The sequence below is a fragment of the Acinetobacter sp. ANC_7635 genome, assembly GCF_056779945.1.
The window spans coordinates 438,228-463,625 of sequence record NZ_JBWYIS010000001.1 but is presented as its reverse complement, the minus strand read 5'-3'; the positions used below and the strand labels follow the sequence as shown (position 1 = coordinate 463,625).

The 25,398-nt window shown below is 39.0% G+C and carries 44 protein-coding genes; 1 reads left to right on the top strand and 43 read right to left on the bottom strand.

The features are described 5' to 3' along the window. Positions 1–53 precede the first annotated feature (53 nt). The 4 genes from AC1M89_RS02410 to AC1M89_RS02395 all read right to left on the bottom strand — a co-directional run bounded on the left by AC1M89_RS02410 (position 54) and on the right by AC1M89_RS02395 (position 2,041). The gene (locus AC1M89_RS02410; protein WP_481613838.1) at positions 54–392 is read right to left on the bottom strand and encodes a hypothetical protein; all 339 of its coding nucleotides are present in this window, start codon (positions 390–392) and stop codon (positions 54–56) included. Then, the gene (locus AC1M89_RS02405; RefSeq protein ID WP_481613837.1) at positions 389–862 is read right to left on the bottom strand and encodes a hypothetical protein; all 474 of its coding nucleotides are present in this window, start codon (positions 860–862) and stop codon (positions 389–391) included. Before AC1M89_RS02405 ends, AC1M89_RS02410 begins: the two co-directional genes overlap by 4 nt. Before the next feature lie 82 nt (positions 863–944). Further along, positions 945–1,802, bottom strand: coding sequence for a BRO family protein (locus AC1M89_RS02400; RefSeq protein WP_481613836.1), 858 nt, complete (start codon positions 1,800–1,802; stop codon positions 945–947). 77 nt (positions 1,803–1,879) lie between these two features. Beyond that, on the bottom strand, positions 1,880–2,041 hold the full coding sequence (locus AC1M89_RS02395; RefSeq protein WP_481613835.1) for a toxin-antitoxin system HicB family antitoxin: 162 nt from the start codon (positions 2,039–2,041) through the stop codon (positions 1,880–1,882). A 111-nt stretch (positions 2,042–2,152) separates the two neighbouring features. Between AC1M89_RS02395 and AC1M89_RS02390 the strand changes: the two genes are divergently transcribed. After that, the gene (locus tag AC1M89_RS02390) at positions 2,153–2,422 is read left to right on the top strand and encodes an Arc family DNA-binding protein (RefSeq protein WP_481613834.1); all 270 of its coding nucleotides are present in this window, start codon (positions 2,153–2,155) and stop codon (positions 2,420–2,422) included. Positions 2,423–2,643: 221 nt separating this feature from the next. Here the strand turns inward: AC1M89_RS02390 and AC1M89_RS02385 are convergent, their stop codons facing one another. The 39 genes from AC1M89_RS02385 to AC1M89_RS02195 all read right to left on the bottom strand — a co-directional run bounded on the left by AC1M89_RS02385 (position 2,644) and on the right by AC1M89_RS02195 (position 25,397). Further along, positions 2,644–3,051, bottom strand: coding sequence for a hypothetical protein (locus tag AC1M89_RS02385; RefSeq protein ID WP_035266196.1), 408 nt, complete (start codon positions 3,049–3,051; stop codon positions 2,644–2,646). A gap of 11 nt (positions 3,052–3,062) precedes the next feature. After that, complete coding sequence (locus AC1M89_RS02380) at positions 3,063–3,764, bottom strand: hypothetical protein (protein WP_481613833.1); 702 nt, start codon at positions 3,762–3,764, stop codon at positions 3,063–3,065. 344 nt (positions 3,765–4,108) lie between these two features. Next, a complete protein-coding gene (locus AC1M89_RS02375; protein WP_481613832.1) occupies positions 4,109–4,624 on the bottom strand; it encodes a hypothetical protein in 516 nt (171 codons plus the stop codon). A gap of 38 nt (positions 4,625–4,662) precedes the next feature. Next, positions 4,663–5,601, bottom strand: coding sequence for a phage tail tube protein (locus tag AC1M89_RS02370; protein ID WP_481613831.1), 939 nt, complete (start codon positions 5,599–5,601; stop codon positions 4,663–4,665). An 85-nt stretch (positions 5,602–5,686) separates the two neighbouring features. Next, the gene (locus tag AC1M89_RS02365) at positions 5,687–6,217 is read right to left on the bottom strand and encodes an antA/AntB antirepressor family protein (protein ID WP_481613830.1); all 531 of its coding nucleotides are present in this window, start codon (positions 6,215–6,217) and stop codon (positions 5,687–5,689) included. 240 nt (positions 6,218–6,457) lie between these two features. Next, positions 6,458–6,859 (bottom strand): hypothetical protein, encoded by a 402-nt coding sequence (locus AC1M89_RS02360; RefSeq protein ID WP_481613829.1) that lies wholly within the window; start codon positions 6,857–6,859, stop codon positions 6,458–6,460. After that, on the bottom strand, positions 6,856–7,254 hold the full coding sequence (locus AC1M89_RS02355) for a hypothetical protein (protein WP_481613828.1): 399 nt from the start codon (positions 7,252–7,254) through the stop codon (positions 6,856–6,858). The genes AC1M89_RS02360 and AC1M89_RS02355 overlap by 4 nt, the downstream gene beginning before the upstream one ends. A gap of 10 nt (positions 7,255–7,264) precedes the next feature. Next, positions 7,265–7,894 carry a hypothetical protein gene (locus tag AC1M89_RS02350; protein ID WP_481613827.1) on the bottom strand — a complete coding sequence of 210 codons (630 nt, stop codon included), beginning with the start codon at positions 7,892–7,894 and terminating at the stop codon, positions 7,265–7,267. Then, entirely contained in the window at positions 7,881–8,363 is a 483-nt protein-coding gene (locus AC1M89_RS02345) for a hypothetical protein (protein WP_481613826.1), read from the bottom strand. Before AC1M89_RS02345 ends, AC1M89_RS02350 begins: the two co-directional genes overlap by 14 nt. Further along, entirely contained in the window at positions 8,347–8,607 is a 261-nt protein-coding gene (locus AC1M89_RS02340; protein WP_481608581.1) for a hypothetical protein, read from the bottom strand. Before AC1M89_RS02340 ends, AC1M89_RS02345 begins: the two co-directional genes overlap by 17 nt. Next, the gene (locus AC1M89_RS02335; RefSeq protein WP_481613825.1) at positions 8,604–8,984 is read right to left on the bottom strand and encodes a hypothetical protein; all 381 of its coding nucleotides are present in this window, start codon (positions 8,982–8,984) and stop codon (positions 8,604–8,606) included. The genes AC1M89_RS02340 and AC1M89_RS02335 overlap by 4 nt, the downstream gene beginning before the upstream one ends. After that, a complete protein-coding gene (locus AC1M89_RS02330) occupies positions 8,951–9,328 on the bottom strand; it encodes a hypothetical protein (protein WP_481613824.1) in 378 nt (125 codons plus the stop codon). Before AC1M89_RS02330 ends, AC1M89_RS02335 begins: the two co-directional genes overlap by 34 nt. Then, on the bottom strand, positions 9,321–9,707 hold the full coding sequence (locus AC1M89_RS02325) for a hypothetical protein (protein WP_481613823.1): 387 nt from the start codon (positions 9,705–9,707) through the stop codon (positions 9,321–9,323). Before AC1M89_RS02325 ends, AC1M89_RS02330 begins: the two co-directional genes overlap by 8 nt. After that, positions 9,704–10,087, bottom strand: a complete 384-nt coding sequence (locus tag AC1M89_RS02320; protein WP_481613822.1) for a hypothetical protein — start codon at positions 10,085–10,087, stop codon at positions 9,704–9,706. Before AC1M89_RS02320 ends, AC1M89_RS02325 begins: the two co-directional genes overlap by 4 nt. Before the next feature lie 7 nt (positions 10,088–10,094). Beyond that, complete coding sequence (locus tag AC1M89_RS02315; RefSeq protein WP_481613821.1) at positions 10,095–10,562, bottom strand: ATP synthase subunit B family protein; 468 nt, start codon at positions 10,560–10,562, stop codon at positions 10,095–10,097. 43 nt (positions 10,563–10,605) lie between these two features. Then, the gene (locus AC1M89_RS02310; protein ID WP_481613820.1) at positions 10,606–11,562 is read right to left on the bottom strand and encodes a major capsid protein; all 957 of its coding nucleotides are present in this window, start codon (positions 11,560–11,562) and stop codon (positions 10,606–10,608) included. A gap of 14 nt (positions 11,563–11,576) precedes the next feature. Continuing rightward, entirely contained in the window at positions 11,577–12,332 is a 756-nt protein-coding gene (locus tag AC1M89_RS02305; protein ID WP_481613819.1) for a DUF6651 domain-containing protein, read from the bottom strand. Between the two features lie 198 nt (positions 12,333–12,530). Next, positions 12,531–12,800, bottom strand: coding sequence for a hypothetical protein (locus tag AC1M89_RS02300; protein WP_481613818.1), 270 nt, complete (start codon positions 12,798–12,800; stop codon positions 12,531–12,533). A 40-nt stretch (positions 12,801–12,840) separates the two neighbouring features. Further along, complete coding sequence (locus AC1M89_RS02295; protein WP_481613817.1) at positions 12,841–12,984, bottom strand: hypothetical protein; 144 nt, start codon at positions 12,982–12,984, stop codon at positions 12,841–12,843. Between the two features lie 24 nt (positions 12,985–13,008). Continuing rightward, entirely contained in the window at positions 13,009–14,139 is a 1,131-nt protein-coding gene (locus tag AC1M89_RS02290) for a minor capsid protein (RefSeq protein WP_481613816.1), read from the bottom strand. A 10-nt stretch (positions 14,140–14,149) separates the two neighbouring features. Then, complete coding sequence (locus tag AC1M89_RS02285) at positions 14,150–14,794, bottom strand: hypothetical protein (RefSeq protein ID WP_481613815.1); 645 nt, start codon at positions 14,792–14,794, stop codon at positions 14,150–14,152. 51 nt (positions 14,795–14,845) lie between these two features. Beyond that, positions 14,846–16,273, bottom strand: coding sequence for a DUF4055 domain-containing protein (locus AC1M89_RS02280; protein WP_481613814.1), 1,428 nt, complete (start codon positions 16,271–16,273; stop codon positions 14,846–14,848). A gap of 2 nt (positions 16,274–16,275) precedes the next feature. Continuing rightward, on the bottom strand, positions 16,276–17,679 hold the full coding sequence (gene terL / locus AC1M89_RS02275) for a phage terminase large subunit (RefSeq protein ID WP_481613813.1): 1,404 nt from the start codon (positions 17,677–17,679) through the stop codon (positions 16,276–16,278). After that, a complete protein-coding gene (locus tag AC1M89_RS02270) occupies positions 17,669–18,136 on the bottom strand; it encodes a DUF2280 domain-containing protein (RefSeq protein WP_481613812.1) in 468 nt (155 codons plus the stop codon). The genes terL and AC1M89_RS02270 overlap by 11 nt, the downstream gene beginning before the upstream one ends. A gap of 46 nt (positions 18,137–18,182) precedes the next feature. Then, the gene (locus AC1M89_RS02265) at positions 18,183–18,842 is read right to left on the bottom strand and encodes a putative metallopeptidase (RefSeq protein ID WP_481613811.1); all 660 of its coding nucleotides are present in this window, start codon (positions 18,840–18,842) and stop codon (positions 18,183–18,185) included. A gap of 52 nt (positions 18,843–18,894) precedes the next feature. Next, on the bottom strand, positions 18,895–19,071 hold the full coding sequence (locus AC1M89_RS02260; protein WP_481613810.1) for a hypothetical protein: 177 nt from the start codon (positions 19,069–19,071) through the stop codon (positions 18,895–18,897). Positions 19,072–19,113: 42 nt separating this feature from the next. Beyond that, positions 19,114–19,602, bottom strand: coding sequence for a recombination protein NinB (locus tag AC1M89_RS02255; RefSeq protein ID WP_481613809.1), 489 nt, complete (start codon positions 19,600–19,602; stop codon positions 19,114–19,116). A 48-nt stretch (positions 19,603–19,650) separates the two neighbouring features. Continuing rightward, complete coding sequence (locus tag AC1M89_RS02250; protein WP_407410733.1) at positions 19,651–20,718, bottom strand: (p)ppGpp synthetase; 1,068 nt, start codon at positions 20,716–20,718, stop codon at positions 19,651–19,653. A 104-nt stretch (positions 20,719–20,822) separates the two neighbouring features. Continuing rightward, on the bottom strand, positions 20,823–21,101 hold the full coding sequence (locus AC1M89_RS02245) for a DUF968 domain-containing protein (RefSeq protein ID WP_481613808.1): 279 nt from the start codon (positions 21,099–21,101) through the stop codon (positions 20,823–20,825). Then, positions 21,076–21,267 (bottom strand): hypothetical protein, encoded by a 192-nt coding sequence (locus tag AC1M89_RS02240; RefSeq protein ID WP_481608564.1) that lies wholly within the window; start codon positions 21,265–21,267, stop codon positions 21,076–21,078. The genes AC1M89_RS02245 and AC1M89_RS02240 overlap by 26 nt, the downstream gene beginning before the upstream one ends. An 82-nt stretch (positions 21,268–21,349) precedes the next feature. Continuing rightward, a complete protein-coding gene (locus AC1M89_RS02235; protein ID WP_481613807.1) occupies positions 21,350–21,598 on the bottom strand; it encodes a hypothetical protein in 249 nt (82 codons plus the stop codon). Between the two features lie 381 nt (positions 21,599–21,979). Then, positions 21,980–22,375 (bottom strand): Gp49 family protein, encoded by a 396-nt coding sequence (locus tag AC1M89_RS02230; RefSeq protein ID WP_481613806.1) that lies wholly within the window; start codon positions 22,373–22,375, stop codon positions 21,980–21,982. 158 nt (positions 22,376–22,533) lie between these two features. Then, on the bottom strand, positions 22,534–23,094 hold the full coding sequence (locus AC1M89_RS02225; protein WP_481613805.1) for a hypothetical protein: 561 nt from the start codon (positions 23,092–23,094) through the stop codon (positions 22,534–22,536). 10 nt (positions 23,095–23,104) lie between these two features. After that, positions 23,105–23,596, bottom strand: a complete 492-nt coding sequence (locus tag AC1M89_RS02220) for a RusA family crossover junction endodeoxyribonuclease (RefSeq protein ID WP_481613804.1) — start codon at positions 23,594–23,596, stop codon at positions 23,105–23,107. Next, the gene (locus AC1M89_RS02215) at positions 23,593–23,967 is read right to left on the bottom strand and encodes a hypothetical protein (RefSeq protein WP_481613803.1); all 375 of its coding nucleotides are present in this window, start codon (positions 23,965–23,967) and stop codon (positions 23,593–23,595) included. Before AC1M89_RS02215 ends, AC1M89_RS02220 begins: the two co-directional genes overlap by 4 nt. Beyond that, positions 23,964–24,335: a hypothetical protein gene (locus AC1M89_RS02210; protein WP_481613802.1), complete on the bottom strand. Its 372-nt coding sequence runs from the start codon at positions 24,333–24,335 to the stop codon at positions 23,964–23,966. Before AC1M89_RS02210 ends, AC1M89_RS02215 begins: the two co-directional genes overlap by 4 nt. Then, positions 24,332–24,706, bottom strand: a complete 375-nt coding sequence (locus AC1M89_RS02205; protein ID WP_481613801.1) for a hypothetical protein — start codon at positions 24,704–24,706, stop codon at positions 24,332–24,334. Before AC1M89_RS02205 ends, AC1M89_RS02210 begins: the two co-directional genes overlap by 4 nt. After that, positions 24,703–24,882 (bottom strand): hypothetical protein, encoded by a 180-nt coding sequence (locus tag AC1M89_RS02200; RefSeq protein WP_481613800.1) that lies wholly within the window; start codon positions 24,880–24,882, stop codon positions 24,703–24,705. Before AC1M89_RS02200 ends, AC1M89_RS02205 begins: the two co-directional genes overlap by 4 nt. Beyond that, a complete protein-coding gene (locus tag AC1M89_RS02195) occupies positions 24,879–25,397 on the bottom strand; it encodes a hypothetical protein (protein WP_481613799.1) in 519 nt (172 codons plus the stop codon). The genes AC1M89_RS02200 and AC1M89_RS02195 overlap by 4 nt, the downstream gene beginning before the upstream one ends. Position 25,398: the final 1 nt, after the last annotated feature.

The window sequence follows — 25,398 nt, the reverse complement described above, 5'->3', positions numbered from 1 at the left end:
ATAAAAAAGCCCGCAATATGCGAGCTATAAATTTTAGGTATTAAAAAAGATCTTTATTTTTGGTCAATCACACGAAAACACTTAACGTAAACTTGGTTTTTGAAATCAATCACAGCTTTATTTTGCATCTGTTTTGTCTCAAAGCGCGGAATTTCATAAGCATCCATCACTAATTTTTTTAAGTATCTCTTAACCATAGGGTCAGAAATTGTTAAAGTGTTAAGGCGGCTGATCTCTTTATTTGCTACACCACCACCCTGTCTTTCGATCATGGTTTGTTCTGCATATCCACTGTAAAAATCACATAGAGCCTCTCCTTTCAAAAAATCTTTAGCGATTGAAATATTTGAAGTTCCTAGTGAAATCAATCCAACTAGTAGTATTTTTTTCATGAGTTTACCCTTGAGGGAAAGTCTTTTAAAAGAGATTCGGCTAATTCTAGCGAATTCATATCACTCAAAGCCTTAGCTGATTCAAGTAGAGCTTTTAAATCTGTGATTTTTATATGACTGTATTTTGCAAAATATGATTTAGATCTAGGCACTCCGTGGACTTTACTCCAATATAAGCTCATCTCATTGAGCATTTCATTATTTAGCTTTATTGTTTTTTTAACCCTTTCAATTACAACTTGATAATTATGTAGCGCTAAATCCTGCTTATTTAGTTTTCGCCAAATCATAAACAGTTTTTTATAATGGCCATGGTAAATGTGTGGTTTCTGGCAAGACTCTTCAAGTAATTTTGCAGCAAGAATCAACTGGCCACTCTTTACCAATAATTCAAATTGATTTATAAGCTTGACTCTAAAAATCGCTTCATCCCTTTCGGGCACATCTAAAAAATCCGTAATATCAATCACAACACCCCACCCCAAATTTATAATTTAGGACAAGATACTAACAATCCGATCAAAAGAAAACCACCCGAAGGTGGTTCTTGTTTTATTTAGAATTTCGCTCTTTTAGAAAATGTCTTCCTACGCGCAACGTATCTGTTCCATACAGTAAGTCCAGCAAACTATCAAAACGCTTAGTAAATTCAGCAATATCCATTGTTGGGTAGAAGCCTGGTGGAAGTGGCATTGCGGTCAGCACACCGTTACGAGCAGATACATGCCAAGAATCATACCGTGAGTTATTAAATTCCTGATTAATCTGTTCAGCAACTTGAATAACTTCTTGTGGATAAGGCAAGGCTTTAACTTCTTGCTTCTCAATTCTTTGCTTCACTTCCATTTCAAGCAAGTATTTGACAGCATCATCAAAATGGATAGCCAGTAATTCATGATAGGAATTGATTTTGAAATGGCGGTTGTGTCGTGTCCAAACCTGCGCACGCAAGCCCTGATTTCCATTTACTTTGTGGTCAACAATTTTTTGCAGGGTATCTTTTTGTTCAGGTGTAATCACTTGGCGTGAATTGACTTGCTGCGTCACAACTTCATGATCAAGAATATCTAAAACCCATTTACGGAACTGCTTAGCGATTGCGGTTTTAGAGAATATTGCAATTAAGTGAGCACCACGCAAGGAAAAGATGCGGATAGTTTTGGTTAGGTTTTTGGATCTTTTCGAGACACTCAAATTGAGGGTCTCGATAGAATCATTCAATTTCACTGTGATTGTTGTAGTCATAGATGAATTAAATTCATCCTTGTTGCGCTCATAAACCTGAGTTACAGCATCAGACTTCGAGTATCCTAGAGCGCTTGCTAACTCAGGAGCTGTTAGCCAAATTTGACCATTCTGCTCTACTGGTGAAAAATTTACTTCGTTAAAACTTAATGCTAAACTTGTCATAGTTACATTTCCTATTGTGACCACATTAAAGCTCCGCTTCCGCCAAGAATCAGGGGCTTTTTTGTTGTCTATTAAATTCATGCTTTCGCACTCTCTTGTTTAATTAAAAGTTCAACTGCTTTATTCATCAAATAATTCATTGAACGCTGCTCTTTTTTTGCCATATCTTTTAATGGCTTATGCAATTCATTTGTTAAACGAAATCGCACATCGGTTGAGTTTTTTGGCTTATCTTTCATTCGCTTCTCCTTAGTCCCCATACTGGGTACAAAAAGAATAGTACCCATTTTGGGGTTATTGGTCAATACCCATAATGGGGTTATTATTCATTTTATTTTAATGCCCATTTTATGAGTGAAGATCAAAACAATATTGTTACTCTTAAGGTTCGCGTAACTGCTGAGTTCCGAGAGAAGATTGCAACTACCGCAAAAGAAAACAACCGCTCAATGAATGCGGAAATTGTTGCTCGCCTTGAGCAAAGCTTTGAAAAAGAAGATGCTGCTGAATTTGACAAGGAATTTGTTTTACAGGTGATCCAAAATCAACAGGACCAAATTGATCAACTACAAAATATGGTTAAACAATTGGTAGTAAGACCTAGAGAAATAGGCGAGTAATAAGAAAACCACCCTAATCACTCAGCAACGACCCTCAATCCGAGTGCCGTTACCATTAACCCCCCAATCTGGGTGCCAAGTACCAGATCTGGCCTTTGCTTCCAGAGCCTCAAATTGAGGTTCTCGATATGATGCTCAAATCTAAGCATCAAGCATCTGCAAATTTGCAGAGCACCCCTCAAATATGAGAGACACTAAAAAAGCACCCTAAGGTGCTTTTATTAATTTAATTTTTCAATTGATTCAAATACCCTGTTTGAAAGCTGTATCGAAAGTTCAGCCTCACCTTTGCATACCTCTTTTTCCAACTCATAATCAGATACTCTTCGTAGCCCTCTCAACCTTTTAAAGTCTTTGATTACAGTTTCCAAAGTATCGAAGTCTATATGATCAAATTTCAGCTTGTCGTGCCTATCTATACAAGCATCTAAATAGGCTTTATGCACACTAGATTGTTTTGTGAGTGAATCAACTGGATAAAATAAACGATTATCCACCTCTCCAACCACTTGGTTGAATGTTGCGTAGTAAGCTTGATGGATAACGCTTCTATAAGTCGCTTGATTTTGTTCACACTTTGCTAGAATGTCTTTTGCGCTCAAAAATCTGTCGTATGGCTTAAACTTCATTGATTGCTAACCTAGCATGGTCTAAGTGGTATTAAAACTATAGTTAGCTTTCGTGCTACTTGTTTTAACCCTCTTTCGGCCACAAGATTGTCAAACTCATCCATTAGTTCCATTGATTCAGACGCAGATCCCACAAAATCATAATAGACAAATAAATCCCCATCATCTTCTAGCCAACTGATAGAAGGGATCATGGCGAACCTTAATTTTTTTTGGCGCATCAAATTGTTAAAAAGAAATATGTACTGCTTTACTGTTTCTAATTCAAGATATTGATTTGCGATCGCTTGTTTAATTCTTTGCGCATATTTGGGATTAATTTGCGTTAACAATTCGATTTCAACAGTGGCAATTAATGCACGAAACAATGCATGTAGTAGATTAGAGTTTTCGATAGCCTCTTCAGGCTTTACCAACCCTATCAATTCCTCAAACCTTCCGTAATTACCTAAACTTGCAATGTAATTGCTTTTAATTAAGTAGTCGCTAGGGCTTAGCATTCTTGCTCTCTGGAAACTTTCACACATTTTGTCAAAATTGTTAGATAGTGCATAAACAATACCTTTGCACATATAGCCTTCAGCGGGTTCTACTCGAATAGCTTTATCACATTCGAGTAAATATCTACGCTGCGTAAATTCATTCAGAGTGACGCTTTGATCGAAGCCGGTAAGCTCATCAAGTAACTTCTCAGTTAAGGGTTGTGCTTTCATATACTAAATACCATTAATCACGATGAACAACGGCTCGTTAAAAGTTATTGTTTCATCTCATTGTATCAGTAAAACGCCTTTTGTCTTAATTTTTTTGGTCAATGTATATAAATGTGTCTAAGCTCGCTTCTTATAAACCCCATCTAAAAACTTGTTATCCATCATCACAATGCAATCTACAAAAATATGAAGCTGACAAGGTGCTTCATAAATCTGTAGATACTGAGCAATTGCGCTCATATCAATAGGCAATGGTGTGCCTTGCTCATAGTTTCTTGATCGAGCAATGATGTTGAAAGCATTTAAAATAAGGTGTGCAACATAGGATTCTTCAGGCGGTTCGGCTATTTTGATGCCTTTTGCTTTCCTTTGCTTCTTTTGGAAGTCGGTAAGGCTTCCAACTCCGATTGCGTACTCGTAGAACTCTCTGACTTTCCCAAAATTTCAGCCTTTTCCAAATCAGACTGATATTGAATAAGTTCTGATTGAGTTTTAATGAACGCCCAAATTTGCGGACCAATATCACCCAAATTAAAAAGCTTCATTGCATTTTCGGGAGAATAAGGCACTTCGATAATTTCACCTTTTTCCTTTAAGGCTACACCCTTCCAATCTTCAATGAGGTGGCATGCAGCAGCATCAAGATGAAGCTCATGAAGTAATCGATCACTAGCACTCGCCTTGGTGACATCAAAACCTTTTGAAGATACCTGATTGTGCGCACGCTCAATTGCAACCTGATAAGCAGGATATGCCGCACCACGAATCTTAAATTCAGCTAAAACATTACCTTTAGCATCTTTGTATTCCTTCCATAAGGAAACATTTTTACTTTCTTTAATCTCAACAACTAAAGTCATATAAACCTCAAAAAGAAACCACCCGAAGGCGGTCATGATTAAACTAGGATTCGCGTGATCGTTGGCGCAACTTTGATGTGTTTAAACTCTAAAGAAAGAGTGTGGTCATCGGTTGCATTAGTTTCTGACTTATCAGCGCCATCAAGTTGAAGTTTGGTGAAGTTAAAGCCGTAAGCATTGCCATCTGCATCTTCAATACCGATTTCAGACGTTAGAGTGTCACGTGATTTAATTTTGGCTTTCCATGCCTGGGATGTTTCTGTAAGTACTACTGTTGCACTTAAGCTGATTGAAACCAATCCTTCTGAATAGCGATTAGGGATAAGCGACTTGTTACCCAAACATGGCTTAGCTGTTAAATTATTATTGATCGTAATTGTGAATGATTCTGCGCAAGCAGTGCCAACCGTGCTCACACCATCCACTTTGAATGCATCAACATTAACAGCAGACATGAAGGTTGTTTCTGTAGGTGGTTCAGGCGAAATAACTGGACTAGTAGTAAGTGTGTCATCATAGCCTGTAGCGCTCACAGTAACACTTCCAGTGATTTTACCTTCCGTATCTCCAGTAATTGATAACTCACCAATACGACATCCCGAGAATACTTCAATTAAGCCTAGTTTGTTGTCGTGCTTAACAATCGTAAATGTTGGCAATTCAGGCCCGCCAATTTCAAGCGTTGCCACATCAGTCAATGCATCTTCTACAAAAACATTTCCCGCAACACCTTCAAAGAAAATATCTTGGCTGCCTGCTGAAAACTCAAAATTAATCGACCCACCCGCTTCACCACTAGTAGCAGATGAACCCTGCTCAAAACGTGAATTTATAACTTCATCTGATGCGGTAGTTGTGGTTTTCTCATCTAATGAGTCCGATGTGCGACGTACAGTTTTCCACACCGGTGTTGGTGGTAACGTATTTGGTGCTTGTTCTTTGGCGATATAGATCACCACATCAGTGCCTTTTGACATGACGGCTCCTTATTTTAGGTATAAAAAAACCGCCATGTAGGCGGTGGAATTGGTCTTTAAATAATTAACCCCGCATTTGGCGGGGCTACTCGTCTTCATCATCTTTAAAATCTAAGCTTGGCTGGGCTTCTCTAACCAGCTCATCCAATTCTTTAAGCATGGCTGGCTTGGTCTGCTTGCCTTCTACTGATAAAAACCGCCCTGCTTCAGACAAGCATTGTGTAATCAGTTCAATTTGCGCTGAGAGTTTACCAATGCGCACCTGTAGCCCATCTTTAAGCTGACGAGCTAATTCTTCTTGCTCGATATAGTATTTACGGATTTCGTGACCTTTTTTATTGCGCTCCATCATTCCAAGGTGCTTCGTCATATCCACCGAGATAATGTATTCAATTAGGGTGGCGTTATTGGCTTCCATTTTTTGGTGGAGGCGAACGTAATCAAAACCCTCTTCAAATCCACACTGGGAAATTCGACGCTTTATCCAAGTTGAAAAGTCCTGCTTGCTCTCTAGCATTTTATGCAGGTCACGCGCATTCACACCAAACTGAACTTTTCCATTTAATTCAACTTCGATAAATGGAGTTTGATTTTCAATTTTTACAATTGCATTCATATCGTTTACCTCGTTACCAAATAAAAAAGCCACACAGACATGCGGTAACGAAACACATCTGTATGGCAAAACAGTTAATCCAGGTTTGATTTATCTTTAAAATTAGATATTTAAAAAAGAAACTGGCAGGCACATTGAACATGAAAATATGCTTTTCGAGCCGTCGCTCTAGCCAGTGGTTTGCCTGAAAACAGGCATAAAAAAACCGCCCAATAAGGACGGTTTGATTAAGTGTTTAAGCTAATTCACTCGGAACTCAGCCCTGATAATTCGCCCCAAAAAGTTAGGGTCATCGATACGCGCTGGAGCATGAACCAAATAAATTTCTAAGTGCGATTCATTAAAGTTTTGTAGATGCTGATCCCAATCTTCACAAAGCTTGGTTATTGCAGTTGTAGAGGTGGCTAAGGGTGCAAAACACTGGACTTGAATCATCCCAAAATGGCGCTTACACGGCTGATTTCCCATACCAGCAATTCGAGAATTAGCATAATCAACATAAACCTTGCACCATAATTCATTTTTAGGTGCTGTAAATATTGGTGAATTCTCAAAAATAATGTTTTTAGCTTTAACCTCAGGACTGGAAAAAGACATTAAGTGGTTGTAAAGCAATTGCTCAGCTTGGCTTAGTGTCATCATTTGTATTTACTCGATACTGCTTGAAATGCTAATGCATAAACCCCGTGTGGAGCTTGGTGTTCAGAGTGACCGTTTTCAATTTTTAGTGCGTAAGGGAGTGCGTTGGTTAAATAAACCTTATCGCCTAGTTTAAATTTCAGTATCTCTTTTGCACCGCGATCAAATGCTTTTTGATCCAATGTCCCTTGAGGCGCTGTATTACCCTCACCCTCAATATAGTGATATGTTGGATGATTGATTGTGATTAAATTGGAATTGCGAAAAGATCCATCCATCACTGGGCTACCAACAATAACAGCCTGAAGCATTTCTGCACTAATCTTCTTCACATGCTCTTCACTTTCTTCAATTACATCTAAAGCAAATTGTGTGGGCTTATAACCTTTCCAGCTCATAATATTCACCTCACACAGGGATACCAATCACCATAATCCTAACCTCTACACCCGCATCACCAGCTTGAAGACCAGCACCACCGACAATCGAGATACCACCCTTGATATTAGAGAAACGAATCGTTTTTTGATTTGCTGTGATTTCATAACAACCCATCAAATGAGTAGCGTTGATTGTCCCGACAGGATTAATCGTCATCGCCAAAGGTAGAATAATTTGGCTAAAAATCGCTGGTGACGACTCATTACCATCAACCGTCACATGAACTACCAGGTTGTTAGGCGATGTTTCTGGCGTCCTTACAGATTTAGACCAGACCACAACCCCATTCATGTTTTGATTGGGAAATACATTGCCGTCGATAAATTTGGTAATCGGTAGTGCACCAGCAAGCAGATATTGCCCATGCGGGTTCTCTTGACCAGTGTGTTCTCTCATCACACTGTTTGCAGTTCCACGATCTTCAGCACCAATCTGTTGAAGTGTGATATTGCCTTCACCTACCAAGTCCACATTGTTTAAAGTTTTAATATCTCGAATAGCACGAGAGTAATCTACAAAGATTTTTCTTGCATTCGGATCCCAAACAAAATCATCTGAAAGATCGTTTACACCAATTAGAAATTTATGGACTGTCAATAGGGAACCCCCTTAACACCTCTTCACCACCCAAAGTCCGAAGTACAACAGTCGCCATTTCACGGATAATTGTTCGAACTTCATCTTCGGTTGTGAAATTACTTAGATCAACTCGTCGCTCAATCCCGTTAGTATCAGTTGTTACTAATACCTGACCATCAAGCACCATTCCATTCGTGTGAATATCAACAATGAATGACGTCATGTCGATTTCAGATACAACTCCCAATTCATTCTGATAAGTGATATAGCGCTTACCATCTTCAATTCGGGTGTTAAGCACAGTGATTGATTCATTCGCTTTCACAGCTTCAATGAATTCTTGTGATGATGTCTTTAGCCCTAATGCACCATTTACTTTTCGCTCAATGGTTGAGTTATCAACTTTAGGTTGAATTTTGTTATTTACATCAAGCTCAAAGCTGTTTCCAAAGTCACTAGGCGCAACAAAATCAATCACCGTTCTCATAAATATTCCCTGCGATATCTCTAAATACCAATTTGTTTTCTTCAAGCCGTTCATCAATACGTTGATCGACTTCTTCGGGTGTTAAACCGGGATCACCTTTAGGTCCTTGCGCCCCTGTTCGAGCCAAAGTCACATTCTTAATTGGTCGTTCTAGTTGGATTTGCTTAGCATTGGTTTTTGAGACTGAGATGACTTTATTTGTTGTAATCTTCTGAACAACTTTCTTTTTAACCAAGTTACTCATGGCTTAGCCTTTTTAGAAACTGAACGTCCAACCTTAAAAAGACTGACGCCTGTACGTGGCAGTGAGTGCGACTCACCACCCGGATAAGTGATTCTTAAATCCCATTCAAACGTGCCGATCTGCCAATCATCAGTCACACCAAGATCAATAATAATGTCACCGTCAGCAGTACCAGTTACTGCAGGTTCTGCAATGACTTCACCTTTAGTTGTTCTGATTTGGCAAATGATTTCCGCATTAGATAAGTCGTAAGGTTGATTATTTTCATCAGTATATTCAAAGATGATTGGCTCACTATCACCTTGCTTAATCTCATGATCGATTAAGTTGTTGTGGTCTTTAATCATTCGGTCACCTTGCGTATCTGCACAAGCCATGTTGCATCCGCAGCATCAGGCGAAACATTTATCACTCTAAAATCACCTTTAGGAGTGCCCCAAATATCACCAATTTTAGGTTCTGCTGTAACTTCGTTCTGCAATACAATCGCTTTACAGTCATCTACCAGGTAGTCAGAAGGTTTTGACAAATCCTTCAGGTAATTGCCAAACAATACGCCTCGACCTGTGTAAGTCTCGGTTTCTTGGTTTTCATATTGACCAGTAATTGGATTCCATCGACCACTTGAAATTATTCTTGTGCATGAAAAAGGGTGAGTTGCATCGATTAATTTACTATCTAACGCTTTGGCAAGTTTGGATTGAATTTTGTTTTTAATCATGACCCAAACTCCAATCATATAGATAAAATAAATCTTGCGTGATGAGCTGAATTGAATACGCTTCAAACTCAACACTCGGGTTTTCTTCACCCATTCTCTTTGTAATTTCTTGCCATATATGCACCGCTTCGTGCGTTAGAAGACTGTGAATCTGATTTATTGTCCAATCGGTTTGGTTGCTAATTTGCACTATTGCAGAATCATCTGGTAGGAAATTCACTCTTGCGCTTGCACCACCCTCAAGAAACTCAAATAGTTTCGGCTTACATGCCATCTTTAATAGCAATTTATCAAGCTGCTCTTGATTTGTGACTAGCGTGTAGCGCATATGTTGAAATGGCGTCTCATGCCAAGCTGGTAGGCGTAATTTTTTGGTCATCGATACACCTCAAAACCAAAGCCATTCGACTTATTTGGATTCACAAGATCAACAGACTGAATCAATGCTTTAGCAATTTGTTCATAGCGAGTCACAACAACTGAACCCTCGGCAAATGTTTCACTCACCGACACACCGTTAGCATTAACCGTTTCGCTTATCGTTTGACGATCTACACCGACAAATAGTGTTTCATTAATGATGCCACGAACAATTTCAGCAGCAGCTAAAGTAAGATTCTCATCAATTGATTCAGGAACAAAACCAATCTGATTTTTCACCCAAGCATTAGCAAGAATCAAGGTTTGAGCTTTATCACTGGAGATTTCAAACGGTGTTCCAATGATTTGAAGCGCTTGCTGTTCTGTAATAAAGCTCATGTTTCACCTATTTTTTCTTTGTTTCTTTGGTTGTTGTTGCATCTGTATTTTCAGACAGCAAATCACCAGTTGTACCTGCATTTTTAATAGCAACAAATTCAGCCTGGGATGCATTAAGCTGCTCTTCAAGTTCTTTTGCTTTTAGAGCTAAGGCATCACGCTCAGTTTTAATGCCTTCAATTTCAGCTTTTAAGGCTTCATTTTCAGCAACAACTTTTTCGCATTCAGCTTTAGCATCATCGATTGCTTTTTGAAGTTCGGGTGCGATTTCAGCATTCAATTGAACGGTGAGTTGTTGTGCTTTTGACTTATAAAATTCAGGTACATCACCACCGTATTCGTTGGCTTCTTCAATAAAGTCTCCAATATTGACAGCACGACGGTCACGAATAATCCAGCCTTCAGCTTTTAGTTTTTGGATATTTTCTTGCGAAAAATCGCTAGTGAAATAAATCTTTTTGTGCTTCCGAGACATTTTTAATCCTCAAAAAGAAAGCCCTCTTTCGAGGGCGTTTCTATTATTTTGATTTAACTAACACACCAGCAGTATCTTTTACGCTGGTTGCAATTAATTCCCAGTTTGTGCTTGTGCCAATTGCTGCATCATTTGGTGATTTACCACCAGCAGACTGATCCCAAGCATAACCTTTAACACCTACACCGTATGACCATTCAGCTTGGTATTCATACTCGATGTTTTCACCACCAGTAATAGGGCGAAGCTCAGCATTAAAGTCATTGCTATCATTCACAACAACACCACCTTCAACCAGACCCAATGTCTTATAGAATGCAGTACCTGAGTTATCACCAATCAAAGCAGACGAGTCAGTAACAACGAATAAACGTCCAAACGGATCACGCACAACGTTAACACCGTCGTAACGGAAAAGGTTTTCTGAGTTAGCTAAAGCATTATCAAAAAGATTATGCATGGTTGTTGAGTGAAGCACCCAAGCACGAATCGCACTTGAACGATCACCAAGCTTTGCAGCACCAGCGTTTAACAAGCGGAATGTTGCATCACCAGCACCATCACCGTGAGTGGCATTCGCATTGCCACCAATTGCTGAAGAACCAGCTAAAAGTCCAGCGTTTAACATGTCGGCAATTTTAGCTTTCGCAAGTTGTTCGCCGATAGTTAATGCTGCTAATTCAGGGTTTTGAAGCACCCATAAATATTGCTGTTTTTCATAGCGAATTGGTGGTGTACCTGCTGCAACTTTTACCGCCACATCCAGCATTTGCTGTAAGCGCTTAGCTTGAACAGATCCCTGACCATAAGCATTACGTCGACGCACAATACCATCAATGGCTTTAAATGATGCTTCGATGTCAAAATCACCATTAAATGGTTGTGAAATTAACTGAACAGCACCTTGTGAGGCTTCATTAAACTTAGCTACATCTTGCGCAACAGTTTCAGACATTGCAGCGTAAGTTTGTTTATTAAATACTTGTAAATCAAAAGGCATGTGCCTCTCCTATATTAAGCTTGTTCGCCCACTTGCTTCATGTAAGCAATTTTTTCATCTTTAGTTTTGCAGTCAGCCAAAGATTTAGGGGCTGAATTGTTTGATCCACCACCACCCTGATAACCACCGCCTTGAGCTTGATTGCCTTTTAGAATTGAATCTTTGAATGGACATCCACCAACCAAAGTTTCTAAAGCCTCATCAAAGTCGGCAACTTCACCTGGTCGTGAGCGTGAGTAAATTTTTTGACCGTCAGCACCGTAAGCCACAACTTTTCCATCTTCGATTTTAAAGTTTTTGCCGAAAGTGGCTTGAACCATCTCGCGTGGCGCTGCGATTTTTTCTTCTATGAACTTAGAACGTAAGAATCCACCACCGATTAGCTCTTGGTAATAATCGTTTTCGACTTTTTCCAACTTTTGAACCACTGGAGCGTATTTTTCTTCAACAGCCTTGATTGCTTCGGCTTTGATTTTTTCGACTTCACCTGCATCCACAAGTTTTTTGTCATCAAAATTTTTCAAAGTTTCTAAAGCTTTTTTTGCAGCTGCTGGATCTTCAATACCTTCAAAGTTTTTAAGTTGAGCAAGCGCCTGTTCTTTTGCTTCACGATGTGTTTTCGCTTCCGCATTGAGTGAGCTAATTTTTTGCATTGCTGAGCCAGCATCAAACCCCACTTCTTTACCATCGTCATGCACAAAGATTGGTAAGCCTTGTCCATCTACTTCTGCATACGTTTTGCCATCGATTTGTGTCGTTTTAAGTTTCATTGGTATCCACCATAATTATGAGCATCCGCTCGGTTGCGCCCTATCCATCCGAATTTCAGGCAATAAAAAAGCACCCGTAGGTGCATGTTGAGAATTTGGTTTTAATTCAAGCTGTGCATATAAAAAATGTCTGTCAATTTTAGCTTTTTGCTTCCGCTTAAATTCTTAAGCCTAAACAAGCTTAAATAAATCTCCCACTTATTGCTTTGGTGTCATTATTTTAAGCTGCCCTGAATCTTTAAAAATAAACTCTACTTTACCATGAGCATATTCCTGAAGCAGTTGATCCGCATCATCATTAGTAATTAATCGACCTTGCGAATCTGTGGGTATTTTTATTATGTAGCCTTGTTCTTGGTCAGCAACAATCACATTTTGATGCTCCACACCATTAACTAAAACTTTCACACCCTGAAACTTGCGCTGTAATTCAGGATTACTAATAAAATCCTCTGTTGTTATTCTCATAACCTTACCACCTTAAGCATCAATTACTTCTATCATCCAATTAGAAACACGCATAAACACGAAGTAAGTATTGGAAAGTTTTATCAGTAGCACACTGCGTATTTTTTGCATCAAAAAACATTGCAGCGCTTAAAAAAATGGTTGCAATTATTAAGACTTGAACAAATTTTTCCCGCCAACTCATAACCTATCCCCTTTTTTTTAGCACTTAAGCCACATTCAATACTCGTTTAAAAGTCTCTTTATCCATTTCTTCAAGCTCAGCCAATGTGTAACCGCGCTTATTTAATGGGTCGGCAAACTTCTCGATTGGGAATTTACCCTGCTTGTAAAGCAAGTAATTAGATTTACCCAGCCATTTACGTTGAAAGAACTCATCTTGGTTAGCGAACCATTCGGGATAGGTAGTATTTGCATCCACCTGACCAATAATGCCATCACGTTGATCTTTCGGAATATCTTTAACTTTTCGCTCATCTGCAACAAAAGGACGCTTGCCGAATATCTTTCCTTCAGCATTGCATCCCACATAAGTGGTTCGATTATTAGGGTGAACAGGAAATCTAGGACGTTTTGGATCATCAATTTCAAACACTTTGCCGTCAATTGATGCACAATACTTGCATGTCCTACCATCCAAAGTGGCGACAACTTTTACATGTGTGTATCCAAGGGCTTTATATGTATCAATATATGCCGCATTCGACACATGACTTCGAGCTGTTCTTACCTGTCTTTCAATGCTTGATCGAGATGCGTGAAGCACACCATCTTTATAATCTAAAGACTTTCGACCTTTGATTCGCTGAACAATCTGCTGATTGGTTTGACCTTGCGAAATACCATCACGAATAATGAATTCAACTTTCTTTCTTAGTGAATCCGCAATATCGGCAAATAGATAATCAACTAAAGCACCGCCAGCAAAGGGAATTGCTCTGGCGTTTTTTAATAGCTCAGCGCCTTTTACAACTGCTGCTGTTTCACCTGCAATTTTGGCAACGTAAGATGCTTCGTAAATTGCTAGTTCTAATGCTGTTTTATTGAATTGCTCACTTAGGTCAACATCGATGGATTTAAACCACTCATTTAGAATGGTTTTAATTTCCTCAATGTTCTTTGAAGCCTTCGCTTTACTCGCAAAATTAAGCGATTTCAGCGCATTTTGTTCTGAGTCTGATAAATCCTCAAGCAACTCTGCTAAACGCTGTAATTTCGCATTTGAGATAGAATTGAAGTGCTTGATTAATTCATTAACTGATTGTGATGAAGCTCGGTATAGATAAGCGTTGTGTTGACTCAACGCATTGACCAAGGCTTTTTGCGTTGAGATGTTCATGTGTTACCTGTTAAACATTTAAAACCATAAATTTTTGTAAATAATTAACAAAAGCATTAGCAAACTTAGATCTTTCTATATCTGCTTGGTTAATTTCAGACAATATTTTATTTAATTCTGTGTCATTTCTAACACCTAATTGAATGAAGTTGTGATGATCAACATTAAGATTATATTGCTTTTTAAAAGTCTCGAGGTAATCGCCAAGATTTTTTATTTGATTACTTAAGTCCGTCTTAAACTTTGTAGATTTTTCATCCTGTTCTACAAGTTGATCTTTTAATTCACTTAACTTGGCTAAAATACTTTTAAAGCCTGAATTAAAATCTGCAATATCAAAATTTTTGGCAAATGGATACGAACGTAAATAAGGAATTATTTCAATAAGCTTAAATTTAATTTCACTACTTACCCTTTCATTTTTTAATGCGCGATGCTGCAGTCTCCAATCACTATATAGCGTCGCTGCTATAGCTGGAGCCAAGAAATAAGCCGTTAAAGTAATTGTGTTGTTAAAAATGCTATAAGCCTTTTTGGGGTCAAAATAAGGCCCATCAGATTTAACACATACACCAACAATAAAATGTAGGATTGAGAATATTACAACAATCCATATCCATTTATAATTTTCTATCTTTTTTTGAATATCACTCATAAATCCCCCTATTTTTAGAGGGATATTACATAAAATCCTTCAGACTTAACACTACTCTTGATGCGAGCCATCTACCCCATCCTCTCTAGCCTCAATCTGCTTCACTACATCTTCCCATTTAGAATCCGTGAAAGTGCCTGTCTGTTCATAGTGATACCAAACAAACCATGGCATCGAGCCATTTAAGCAAGCCTCATAGATTAAGCGAGATCGAACAGGATCATATTTCGGTTTATTAAAGTCTTGAGCAATCGAATAACTTAGTTCTTCAATCGTAAAATCATGACTAGGCATTGCGAATTTTGCACACCAACGTAAGGCATTAGTGAAAGCCTCAGACACGTTTGCAACCACAAGTGACAAAACTGAATGTTGAATTGAGTTTTCATTATCTGCTTGAGTTGCTGTCTTATTTGCCGAACCAACCTCAATAAGCCTTGCACCAAGCTCTTTCATCTGATCCCACTTATCTTGCATGCGCTTGTAAGCTAGACCATTTTCATCAGCTTGGATGAATTTACCATCGGTTGGGATTCCAGACCGACTACCCACTTGAGCGCCCGACTCTTTTACCATTGCATATTGTTCAGGTGTGATGCTTGGAAAACATAAAGTCGGCTGACCAACAATAAAAGCTGATTCCTCAACATCTGCTGAACTGCGATAATACGATAACTCTAACTCAGCCAATCCGTACAAAGGTGGCATTTGAATCTCATCAGAGTTATCTACGGCACCACAGAAAGTGAATGGAATGTAATCCCAAGTTTTACCATTAAAGTCAGTCGGAGTGGACTCACTAAATAAATACCACTTCCCTTTATCATCTTGCTTATAAACCTCAACAACGTAGGTTAATAAACCATTGATGACTCTAAGCCATAAGCAGCGATATTGCTTAGTCTCAGAGGTTTCAAACCCATTACGTTCTTTGACTGTCTCAAGTATCTTGACGTAGCTTAATTTTCGTTGATTACCAATCACAATGTGATCCCAATCTTCAATTAAGCCCGCCTCAATCACATGAATCATTGGAAAAGCGTTTTTAGATTTATCCTCTTCTAGAGTGCGACTCGGTGTGGTTGCTGGATAGTCAACGTAAATACCACATCGATAATTTCTCTCCACCAACCGTGTTGCACGCTGCGATACTTGCCAAATTGAACGCCCTGCACCATCCGCATTTCGTTCTAAATATGCAAGATCATCAGGGCGATTAAATACAGGCGTCTTGCCAAATGCCAAGCCAATGTGATTTGACAGTGTTACAGAAGTTACGCTCGGAAAGATTGCTCGACCCTTGTATTCCTTGTAACGCTCTTCACCTGTCTCATCATTTTTGGATTTGAAAAGCGTTGGCAATGGCAAATAAATTTTACCAGCCTTCTTAATTACTTCAGGACCTTTACAAACATCATCCAACTTTTTCCAAGTTTTTTCATGTTCTAGAAAGTCGGCATGTTTGCTTGTGATACTCATAATTAAAATCCGAAAATTGGTAGGTCGATTGATGTGACTTGAGGTGCTTCATTTAATTCATTGAATCCATCGCTCAAACCATCTACTTGGTCGTCATGAACACCATTCGGGAACACTCGAAGCTCCTTAATAAGCTCCCTATTCCAATCACCGCGAAGCATCTTCACATTACCCACATTGACTTGGGCTGCAAAAGGTTGTGCTCTTGTCACCTTGTCGCCTGAAACTGTTTCAGCTTTGACATTAAATCCTGACAACATCGTGACGAAGTTTTTAGCTTGGGCCTTACCTGCTTGACCTGGATCTTGCGGTAGGCGAATCATGACTTTTTTGCCATCCATTTGAGCAGTTTGTTTGATCGTGTTTTCAACACCATCAGGACCCCAACGACCACGCACCATATCGACAATGTAAATTGTGTTATTTGTGGTTTTTAGCATTCTAGGTCCAGCAGTCCAGTCACCTTCGTTTTCAGAGGCTGCTAAATCCCATGCTCGTATTTCTTTGACAATATCAGGTGGTAATGCATCAACAATTTCAATTCGATCAGGTTTAAAAAAACCTCCAGCTGGAGGTGAAGGTAATTGACGATACTGCCCCGAAAAAACATAGGGTGCTGCATCTTCCATCTGTTTTAAGCGTTCAATGCTGTGTTTCTCAGGCCATAAAGCCGTTCCATCATCTTGAATTGCAGACAAACATAGATGTTCCCATTCTTCACCATTACCACCATCTAAAAGCCAACCAGACAAATCATGCTCATGAAGCCTTTGCATAATCACAATGATTGGGGTTTCAGGTGAGTTTGTTCGAGACTCTAATGTGTTCTGAAACCACTCAATGACGTTGTTTCGGATTGTCTCAGAGCTTGCTTCCGCTGCTTTATGTGGGTCATCAATGATAATTGCCCCACCAAAACCTGATCGAATCTTACCAGCACCAAAACCCGTAATTGTTCCACCTGTACCTTGTGCATAACACACACCACCGGCAACAGTTCGCCAGTCATCTTTAGCCTTACTGTCTTCACGTAGCGCAAGATCAGGAAATACACGCTTAAATGACGGCTCTAATACCAAGTTTCTCGTTTGCGAAGCATTGTTTGCCGCTAAAGTCGCTGAATAACTAATGTGAATAAATTCCGAATCTGGAACTTTTCCAAAACACCAAGCCATAAAATTAATTACAGCAATTTCAGTCTTTGAATAACGTGGTGGAATATTAATTATGAGTCGCTTCGTTTCACCTTTGAAAACCTTCATTAGCGCATCACAAAGCACTCGATGATGCCAGTTGTGCATCCATTTATATTTTCGACGTTCTTTAAACATGTAGCGCGTAAAAAAATATAAATCTTCTCGTGCTTCAATCTGTATTGCTAGTTCTCTCGCTGGATCAATACTCATTAATAACTTGCTCCCGAGCTTTTAAATAGCTTTCGGTAGGCACGTTCTGATTAATTGTTTCTATAGGCTTACCATCTTTACCAGTGATTTCCTGGCGATTAGTGAATTGACCACCACAGTCTTTAGCAGCCTGTTCTAGAATCTTCAGCGACATCACTGTATTTTTCGAATTTCGTTCAAGCTGTTTCTGATATTGCTTGAGTCGGTAATGCTTGTTTGCAATTGGAATATCGATCAAGCCCGCATCAAAGTCAGCGCGTGTCTTATGAAATAACTCAACAAATTTTTTACTTAAGTCTTTGCCGCGGCTTTTCGTTGGATCGTATGCAGCAACTTGCTGTCGTTCAATGTCTATCTTGAATTCTTGTTTTACCGCATCAGCCACTTCTTGAGGGGTATCACGGCAAGCAAGAGACTGAACTATAAAGATTTTTACAGGCTCTTTTAGTGTTGCCATAAGCTCCCCTTTGTATCAGGACGTATCAGAAGATAAGCAAAAAAATTTAAGCCAACTTCAATAAACACGTACCACATGCTTGAGCAATTTTAGCCTTACCTATTGTTGGACCATTGTTTGCAAGCTCTACCATCTTCTGAACATCAGTCGAAGCACCATAACGTCTAACCACACCATTGAATTCTTCAACGTCGTGACCACGTAAGAACAATCTAGGCTCACCTGCCGATGTGTATTCAAATTCGCCAGACTCTTTATTTCGCTTATGCCCTATGTGATAAAGCTCATGTTCGACCAATGCACAGAAATCAACATCACTCATCACCTGGCATACTCGAGCATCCAATGTGATTAAGTATTTTGGAACATCACCAAACCAATCTATTAATTGCATCTCTTGTCGGTCACGCTTCCAACCACCAACATTAATCATCACTTTTTCAGTCTGACCTAATACACGACGCTCTTTAGCTTCGCATTTTGTATAAGCCCAAAGGAATGAGATTTCAGGTGGTTGAAAACTAAGTAGATGCTCATGATCAGGGTTATGAAGCTCACCCCATGTCTCAAGAAATGTTTCTTTAATCCAAGGCCACAAATCATTATTGGCAGACTCAAAATGAAGCAATCCACCAGTTTCAATAAACTCATCATCCTCGACATCTGTATTTTGATTATCTTGGATTGGCGGATATGGTCTTTTCATAATCTTCAGCCATTAAAAAACCTCCCGAAGGAGGTCTTGGTATTTCAAACTATTAATCATCAATTGTGGCTTGCGCTTCTCTGATGATTTCATAAAGCTTCTCAACCTTAGTTTCATTTATTGAGGCGATCCCACCACTGGCAATATTTTCTATAACTGCCACAGCAATCGCTGCTTTTGCCTTAATTTTTTCAATTTCTTTAAGTGTTTCTGATTCTAATGAAGTCACGTTATTCTCCTGATTGTTTGAAGGTTATATATAACATGAAATCTATTCTACCCAACACCACTTCAAATCATCCGGCACAGTCAAATACACATGCAACTGAGTCACAGCAAAGTCATGCACATAATTCAAATACTCAGTCATCTGCTTAACGCTTAATTTAGTTGTACTGCAAAGTCTTATCACTTGCTCTGCAATCACCCGGTATTCTTCACACTCATTCTGCTTAAGCATTGCAATCGCATTACAGGTCTCAGCAAAATCCTGATCATCACGACGATAGATATAAATCAGGAATTTCTTCTTAAACTCATAATGCAGTGAGTCTTTATCCTGACCAGTCTTTCTTTCAATCTGGCCAAGCCACATCCAATACAAACGATTCTGAGCTGTTGATCTATCATCCTGCTTCTGATCAATCACCACCCTTAACGGCTTACCCTCATTAATCGCTTGAGTGTAATTGGTATGCATGAAGTTAATGGCTTTGGTGATGTCAGCATGCGACTGGATAGGAAACACGGCTTTTTGCATTTCCTGCTCCTAATAAAAAACCTCCCGAAGGAGGTTGTTATTCGGGAATTAAATTCCATTTTCAAATATGTGCTTCAACTTGGCAATAAAATCGTTCGTATCAAGAAAGTAGTTTGGATATGCTCGCTTAATTGCTTTTAAGTCGCCAACTGATACCAAAACAACATCCATACTTGTATCATCTTTATATTTCTTTTCTAAGGATGCGTACAACATTTCAGCTAGATCAATATCTGACTCCTTGAACTCTCTTATTCGTATCTTCCAACTATCCTCTAGATTTTGTAGTTCTAATAATTGGTACTTTTTAGAACTCCACTTCCCATCACTATCAATATTTCTCGCAGTTAGCGCAATGCCTTGCAACTTGTGAAAGACTTGCAGCTTTGACTCTAATTCCTTTGCTAATACAATTAATTCAGAAATGGTATTTTCTTTATATTCATCAAGTACCGTTGTTTTTTCCTTGTGAGAAAACAACGCGCTAACAACTTTAAAAAATGTCTTAAAGTCTTCGCTTCCTTGCCCGGTTTTAAATGAAAGTCTTTCTACCATACCAAGCGTTTCAACCGCTGTGGCAAATGCATGCTGCAAAGCAGTTCTTATCTGAAGCTCAATACACAACCCGGCAGTATTATTAACCTCATCCCTCTTGTATTCAAAAACTTGATGAATACTTTTATAGCCATCTGGCTTTGGGTTGGTTATGTAGTCTTTTGCCGGCATTTTAGGGGTAAATAAAAATCTATTGTTCGGCTTAATCAAAACCTCGCTATGCAAAGCAAGCACATCCGCTATTGAGGGTAATACCACCCGAATACCACCAATATCCTGCATTCTTGCAAGGTTGTTTGATGGCATTCTTTCAAGTTTATGAATAATTGAAGGGAGTCGTTTAAGCCTTTGAGCAATGATTGCCTTTCGCTTTACGCATATTTCCCTCGTTCTTATGTACTTTTGAAAAGCATCTAAAGGTTTTGCGTGATAAGACCGCCATTCAGATAGAATCTCTAATGCCTCTGTTTTCTTTTCTTCAGACGAGGTTTCATCTATTAAGGTTTTACCAGCCTTAATCACTCGCGTTCTGCTTAGTATCTTACTATCTTCATCACCCATAACAACACCTCCAAGCATTGTATAAGTATAATATCATGTATTTTTTCTTAAATTTTAAAAATTCATAATATATTGATATTAAATTATTATTTAAGTTAACTCTATCAAAAAACATCATCCTGATCTTTAAGATTCAACATCCGCTCAACTCTCACCAGCCACTGATCAAACATTGCTTCACTCTCTGCCCGATTACCCAATTGAAAGGTATCGAACTGGAAATGACAGGAATGGCATAGCGGCACCGTGAAGTCATCACTTGCCTTAATCCCTCTACCCTTGCCATGCTTTGAGCTATTTGAATGAGCAGCTTGGCTTGGCGATTGACCACACCTCACACAAGGTAGCTTTCGAATCTCAGCGAGTCTTTTTGCGTTCCGCATTTATCAAATGTCTTAAGTTGTCAGTTTGGATTCTGATTTCATTCATGCGACGCTGACAATCTTGTTTGAATGATTCACGACTATTTAAGTGATTAAGATGCGCTAGATGATAATGATCGCTTTCTAGCTTCTTAAGGCTTTTCTCAGCTTCTACGATATCGACCATTCGACACCTCATAAAAAAGAAAAACCCCACCAATTCTTAAGAATCTATAGCGGGGTTTTATGTGCCGTAATTCATTCGGCTATCAACGTAAAATAATTCGATACTTTAATAATGGATATGAGTTTTCATCTTTCCTTTCAATCCAGCATTCAATTCCATTGCCTTGCTTTAACATCTTTTTACTCAATATGACCACAGCATTAAGTTTCTCCGCTTCCATAGTGTCCAACTGCATATCTTCTTCAAACACGTTTTCTTCAATGTGATTGGATTTACAATAAAGACATCCAAGGATTTTATTAACCTTATTTGTTGACCAGTTTGAATTCATCCGTATTACCTATTTTATAAAAATAATAGGTTGTATTTTAGCAGATAATTAAGCACTCGTGGAAAAGCCAAAAATCATAAGATATTGATATTTAATGCATTCATTGCATTCATAGCGCAACCTTGGTTGGCACTCACTCAACCTCTTTCAAACAATCTCGGCACACTTTTATCTGATCACCATCAATCGTGTAATCAATTTCTGTGGCGCCATGAAAGCCTAAAATACAAAGCAACTTACGGAGCATTCAACTTTCCAATAAATGGGTGGGCGATTATACATACACCCACTTGCCCAAGGTGGGGTATGCCCGATGAGAAATACCCCTCTCACCGAGTTCTCAGGTGTCTTTCAATCCCAAAGTTGGCGATAAAGGATTGATTAAAACTGCTTATCCAATTCAGCATCATGAAGCTTTTCTTTTAGTAAATAACCTTCGAGTAACCAAATTTTATTAAATGCATTATCGTACGCAATTTTACGGCCAATTTCAGGATCAAAGTTTTCAGGACTTGCACATGCACTTTCACCCGTCACAGTGAAGCCATTTTTGAGAATTAATACACAAAAGGTTAATAAATCTAATTGTGGTGGAACATTAACAAAGCGCTGATCTTCAGGTAGTGCATTAAATTCTTCTGTTACTGTCAATGCACCTGCAAAACCATCACCAGCAGTAAAGTAATGAACGCTTTCAATAATTGATTCGATATGAGCCTTGGTCACTCGCGGTGCTACAGCTTTTTCTTGAAGTTCTTGTTCGGTTACTTTTGTCATTTGGTTATCTCTGTTCATTATATGAGAGTTGGGTTTTATTCAGACAACAAAAAAGCCCACCATTTGGCGAGCTTAATTTAAACATGGTCTGAAACTGCGTAATACGACCAGTATAGTTTTACTATACCATTCCAAGGAAAATTTTCCTAGAACTATTTTCACATTTCTTTAAAGGTATTTTTCTTATACTTCTTGATCGCCTCAGATGCTCCATTTATAGCAGTTTCAATCGCAATAACCATCAATTTCTCATATTGCTCCCAAGTGCATTCATAAGCCTTAAGTGACATTTGATGATCGCCAATACCCATGTAATACATACACCCATATTTCGTATATGCATTTTCAAGTCTTGGGTTCATTGCAAAATCCAATACCTTTCGAGCCATTAACCATGCCAGGTGATACATTGCAATTCCCTGTGGCTCGCGCTTCTTATCTGCTTGCGCATTAATGAGCATTATCTTCGCTAGATGATTTCTAATGTACTCATAGTCTGATTTTGCCAAATCCCCATATATAATCAAACTCGTCACTGACTTCTCTAATTGAGTATCCATACTCGCAATCGCACCAAGACGATCTTGATAATCTAAAGGCTTTTCTGCAGTTCCTCGAACAGTAGGTTCATAATTTGCAGTTTTAGCTGTAATGCCTTTTGCCAACCATTCAAATGGTTCAAATTTTTCAATCGCTAAATCAATATTAATTGTGCTCATCCCCATCCCCTTAAATCTTCTTCACATAAATTATTAACGCTGGAGAATTCCGAACTGGCAGACGTTCGACCACCAATTTTTCAACCTGCCTATCATCCAAAATCAATCCGCATTTCGATAAGGAATCAAAGATTGGCTTAACTATGTTGTCTATATCCCTTACTTTTGCATCTGGTGGCGCAAATTGGATGTTTACCGCCACTTTCCCATCGTACCTACACGGATTAATAAATCGCCCCATAACAGCCTTAAAATGCAATGCGCGCTTACTTAGTCTTTTCTTGGCTCTTCCTGAATCCAACCAATAATTATTTACCGATGGCGGGATAATCTCGATCTCACACATAAGCAAGTCATCTTCAAACAACCCATCACTCGCAAATCCTTTCACCATGTGAGCTGGTATTTTTGGCGATGGATCAGGATTGCGTTTCTTTTTGGGTGTGACCTTTGCCACACCTTGAAGTTTCCTGTATTGAGAGGTGGTCATTCGTTCAGTCACTCTTTCTCCCACTCCTTACGATCTCGAATATGCCCTTCAAGCACCGCTTTGGAGATTTTTATTTTCTTGATCTCGATGTCAAAATTACCTTTATCAATCTGACTTTTTGACAACTTCTTAACCAATTCAGACTCATCTAGTGAAAAGTAAGCAACATCACCCCAACCAACGGAGAAAACCCCTCTAGTTTTAAAACACTCAACCTTTTCAGCATCTTCAAATTTTTGACGCAATTCGCGACATTCAGATTCAATGAATCGAACATCATCAAGACTTAGGTTTTCAAAACGAACACTGCTAATTTCCATCAAAGCTCTAAGATCAACACCGCCATTCTGAAAACATGCATTTAATTTGTCTGAAAATTTCATAACTCACCTCGCAGGGTTTTCTTGATCTCACCAATGCAATATCGAATCGCAAAAACACGCTCCGATTTTCCAGACTTCTTGTTTTGCTCCAATGCAAATTCAAGATGACTGGTAAGCCGACTCGCTGCATTTCTCAACTTATCGTTTTCAATCTTTGCGTTATGTAATTCTTGAGCAAGTCGATCAACCTCTAAAATTGCTTGTTCTCTGGTGAGTTCTTGGTCCGCAAAACACTCACCACCTACATGGCAATATCCGTCAGCGCCACAATAAGGACTTCCACCCTTACAGCGCATCACAGCATTAGCCCAAACATTGTGGTTTTTGCTTAGCAAGTCATGTTCACAAGGTATTTTTATTGCTTTCATGACCCACCTCGCAAAACATCACCCAATTCACCGATTAACTGCTCCATATCATCACGAAATGTTTGATCACCCCAATCTTTAAGCATTTGCAAAGCTTTGGCTGTTCGACCCTCCAACACCGTCTTTTCCGCTTTGAGCTGATCGATTTCCTCTTGACGAGCGTTCCAACCCTTTGTATGCCATTCTTGGGTTATAGCTACACGCTCATCCTTGGTTATATATTTAACTGTCTGCCATGCTTGATAAGTCATCTGCACTGGCAACACTCGGTATGCATCGCCATCTTTAGCAAACAATCCATCACCATGAATGAATCGCATATTGGTGTAGAAGTCTTGGTTCATGAACCATTTTTCAAAATCAGAATTCACCCTCTCCACCCCTCAACTTCTCCAAAACCCACATAATTTCGCTCATCTTCCGCTTTCAGCAATTCAAACTCAGCGTGAATAGCATCCCATTCCTGTTTTAGTGATTCATGAGTTTCACCTGGTGCAAGACTTGTAGATCCGTTTAATTTGTCTCGTAATGTTTTTAGATCGTTCATGCTGCCACTCCTTGCTTGACTTCAACAGTGCAGATCGTGTCGTTATGATTTCCACCATGAGCAACCGTCATAATTTCAATAATCTGAAAACCTTTCGTTTTTCCTATACCGTTTGTATTCCATCCAAACGAAATAACCTTTCCGTTTAACTTGGTGATTCTGGCAATTTCTTTCTTAAGATCACCCCAAAACTTTGATTGAGTATCTTGTGCCGACACAGCAAGACCTAGAGCTTTATAACATTCAGAAACCTGCCTAGGGCTGTAAGGGGGATCAAGTAAAACAAGATCCACAGACTCATCCTTGAAAGTCTTCAAGAAGCTCAAAGCATCAAGTGAAAAGTCAGCTCCCATTGTCCAATCAATGTCATTTGTCACCTTTGCCAAACGCGATGTATTGGAGAATGGATCAATGCTCAAAAACTCAGGGTTGTTGTGCCTCTCAATCAATGATGAAATTGCTTTGATTGAAAATGTATTCTTGTTAGGCATTGCCCAAACACGATTGAATTCCATG